The organism is Streptomyces sioyaensis, assembly GCF_004122735.1.
Classification (GTDB): domain Bacteria; phylum Actinomycetota; class Actinomycetes; order Streptomycetales; family Streptomycetaceae; genus Streptomyces; species Streptomyces sioyaensis.
The window spans coordinates 1-3,263 of the sequence record NZ_SDIF01000246.1 but is presented as its reverse complement, the minus strand read 5'-3'; the positions used below and the strand labels follow the sequence as shown (position 1 = coordinate 3,263).

Annotated in this window: 2 protein-coding genes; one reads left to right on the top strand and one right to left on the bottom strand. The window is 74.8% G+C overall.

Going from position 1 to position 3,263, the window contains the following annotated elements; all coding sequences use genetic code 11:
- Window positions 1–1,637, bottom strand: a 1,637-nt coding sequence (locus EST54_RS33535; RefSeq protein WP_244942678.1) for a DUF2264 domain-containing protein, incomplete at its 3' end; no start/stop codon positions are given.
- A gap of 359 nt (window positions 1,638–1,996) precedes the next feature.
- Here EST54_RS33535 and EST54_RS33530 point away from each other — a divergent pair.
- A complete protein-coding gene (locus EST54_RS33530) occupies window positions 1,997–3,055 on the top strand; it encodes a hydroxyacid dehydrogenase (RefSeq protein ID WP_129251438.1) in 1,059 nt (352 codons plus the stop codon).
- Window positions 3,056–3,263: the final 208 nt, after the last annotated feature.

Here is a 3,263-nt window from a genome sequence, read left to right as displayed (position 1 = left end):
GTGGGGCCGTCGGGGGTGGTGGCCCAGCCGGTCTGGCGTACGCGGGTGCCGGGGGCGGCGCCGGTGACCCGGTGGGCGCGGAGTTCGGCGCGGCCGTGGACGAGGGTGGCGGACAGGATCCGGATGCCGGCGAGTTCGGTGCCGTCGGCATGGCGCGGTGTGTGGAGGGAGGAAGCCCGGTCGGGCCCGGCGGCATGCGGGGTGGCGGGGCCGCGGGTGGTGGGGCGGCCGTCGAGGAGCAGGGCGAAGTGGTTGTCGGGCAGGGCCGGGTCCTCGGCGGCGGGCGCCGTGGGCCCGGTGCGGGTGGAGTAGGCGAAGCGGGCGTAATAGGGGTCGGGGGTGCTGCGGACGGAATTGCTGCCGTGGTTGTGGAGGCGGACCAGGCCGTCGGAGACGGTGGACTGGAGCAGCAGGCCTGTGGGACCCAACGGCCCGGCGGCGTCGGCGGTTTCGGCGGGGAGCGCCTCCTCGGGAGCGGTCCAGGCGGGATGGTCGGCGGGGAGCAGCAGGCCGAGGAAGCCCTTGGCCGCCCAGTAGGGCGAGGCCGGGCCGGAGTAACTCTGGAGCATCGGTGCGTACGGGCCGTACCAGCCGAGCGGTAACAGGCCGTCCCGGGTGAGGGCGCCGTGGTCGAGGAAGTGCCGCAGGGTCCCGGAGGCGAGGCGGCGGGTGGCGCCGGGGGTGAGCGGGGTGTGTCCGGTGAGGGCGCCCAGCCACGGGGCGGCCGCGGCGGCGAAGCGGTAGGTGAGAGAGCGGCCGAAGGGCAGCGGTGCCCCGTTGGTGTCGAAGAGGCGGGTGCAGGCGTCCAGTTGGGCGTGCAGGCGGGGGCCGTAGGTGGCCAGGAGGGTCCGGTCGGCGCCGAGATGGGCGTGCAGGACCGGGTAGAAATGCAGCGCCCAGGCGTTGTAGTGGTCGAAGGCGCGGTTGTCGCCGTCCGCATACCAGCCGTCTCCCCGGTACCAGTCCTCGATGCGGGTCAGCGCACGGTCGATGGCCGCGCCGGCGCGGTCGGTCTCGATGCCCGCCTCGCGCAGGAAGCCGCCGACGGTGAGGCCGAAGAGCCACCAGTTGTTGTCGACGGGGGACGGGCCCAAGGCGGGCAGCAGCCACTCGGCGACGCGGGCGCGGATGCCCTCGTCGAGGGTGTCCCACAGCCGGCGCCGGGTCAGGCGCAGCCCGAGGGCGATTGAGGCGGCCTCGACACGGGCCTGGCGGACGGCGTCGATACGGGGCCAGGAATCCGGGTCGGCCGAGGTCAGCTCACGTACGGCGGTGGGCCTGCGGGTGCCCGCGGCGAGACCTTCGGCGTAACGGGGAAGGTAGCCGTGCGGGTCGCGGCCGTCGGCGCCGGCCACGCGGAGCGCCGCGAGCAGGAACGTACGGGCGAAGCCTTCGAGGCCGTCCGAGCGGGGGCCGGAGGAGCTGGGGCGGGCTCCGGGGAGGACGATCAGACCGTGGCACGGGGAGGCACAGGGGGCGGTGGCCCGCAGCAGGCCGTCGGCCGTCGCCTCCCAGTGGGCGCGGGTCCAGCCGGTGTACGGGCTGCGGCGGCGGTCCTCGGGCGGCAGCGTGAAGGGCGGGTGACACGGAGGACGCCGACGGCGTACGGCAGCAGGCTCGGAGTGCGGCTCGGACATGGCTCCCCCTGTGGCGGTGGGCGGCGGCCGGGTGACGAAATCCTTCAGCCGTGCCTGACCGCACGTCAATCGGGCATACCGGCCAGCGGCTTCCGTGTCTCCCGCACCCTTCCTGCCCGCTCCCCTCACACCCGCCCCCTTCATGCCCGCTCCCCTCATTGCCCGCTCCCTTCTCCTCGTCACCGGTCGGCTCCTCATCACCGGTCGGCTCCTCATCACCGGTCGGCTCCTCGCGCCGTCCGCTCGCCGGCGGTCGCCACCCCGGCCCTGCGGCGACACACTGGAGGCGCCGCTCCCGCCACCGGTGGCGGCAGGTGACGCGCACTGACGGGCGACCGCGAAGGAGCACGTTCCTCACTATGCACCCGACCTCTGACACCGCCGCCGGACCTGTGGAAAAGCCCCCTGCCCGGCCCGCGTTGCTGCTCTCGATGGCACCCGGCATCGCCGGCCGGCTGCTCGATGCCCGGCATCGCACCCGCCTGGTGGCGCTGGCCCGTACCGACCCGCACCTCGTCGCACACGACCTGGCCGACCCCACCCCCGCGGTCGCCACCGCCCTCGCCGACGCCGAGGTTCTCCTCACCTGCTGGGGCGCCCCGCCGCTCACCGGCGCCGTCCTGGAGGCGGCGCCCCGGCTGCGCGCCGTCATCCACGCCGCCGGCTCGGTCCGGCACCACCTCACCGACGCCTGCTGGGAGCGCGGTATCGCGGTCAGCTCGGCCGCCGTCGCCAACGCGCTCCCGGTGGCCGAGTACACGCTCGCCGCGATCCTCTTCGCCAACAAGCGGGTCCTGCACTCCGCCCACCGCTATCGGAGCCTGCGCGCACCGCACGACTGGCAGGACGAACTCGCCGGCGCCGGCAACCACCACCGCACCGTCGGCGTCCTCGGCGCCTCCCGTATCGGCCGCCGCGTCATCGAGCTGCTGCGCCCGTTCGACCTGCGCGTTCTGCTGTACGACCCGTACGTGGACGCCGCCGAGGCCGCCCGGCTCGGCGTGACGCCGGTCCCGCTCGACGCGCTCTGCGCCGACAGCGACATCGTCACCGTGCACGCCCCGCAGTTGCCCGCCACCCACCATCTGCTCGGCGCACACGAACTGGCTCTGATGCCCGACGGCGCCACCCTGATCAACACCGCCCGTGGCTCCCTGGTCGACCCGGCGGCGCTGCTCCCCGAGCTGCTCAGCGGCCGCCTGCACGCCGTCCTCGACGTCACCGAGCCCGAACTCCCGCCGCCCGGCTCGCCGTTGTGGGACCTCCCGAACGTGCTGCTGACCCCCCACGTGGCGGGATCGCTGGGCACCGAGCTCCACCGCCTGGCCGACCACGCCCTGGACGAACTCGAACGCTACGCACACGGCCGCCCCTTCAGCGCCCCCGTACTGCCGGAGCACCTGCGCCATTCGGCGTGAGCGCGCCTTGGGGGGGCCGGGCGGCGGGCACTCGCGCGAGGTGGCCGAAACGCCTGCCGGCCGTCACGCCAGGTGCCGCGGGCTCTCAGGCGAAGTGCCCCTCCACACCCGCCCACCCCCCGAAGGGGGGTGGGCGGCGGGGAAAAAACCAAAGACCCGGCAGGGGGGCGCCGTCGGGCATCAGAGCCAGTTCGTGTGCGCCGAGCAG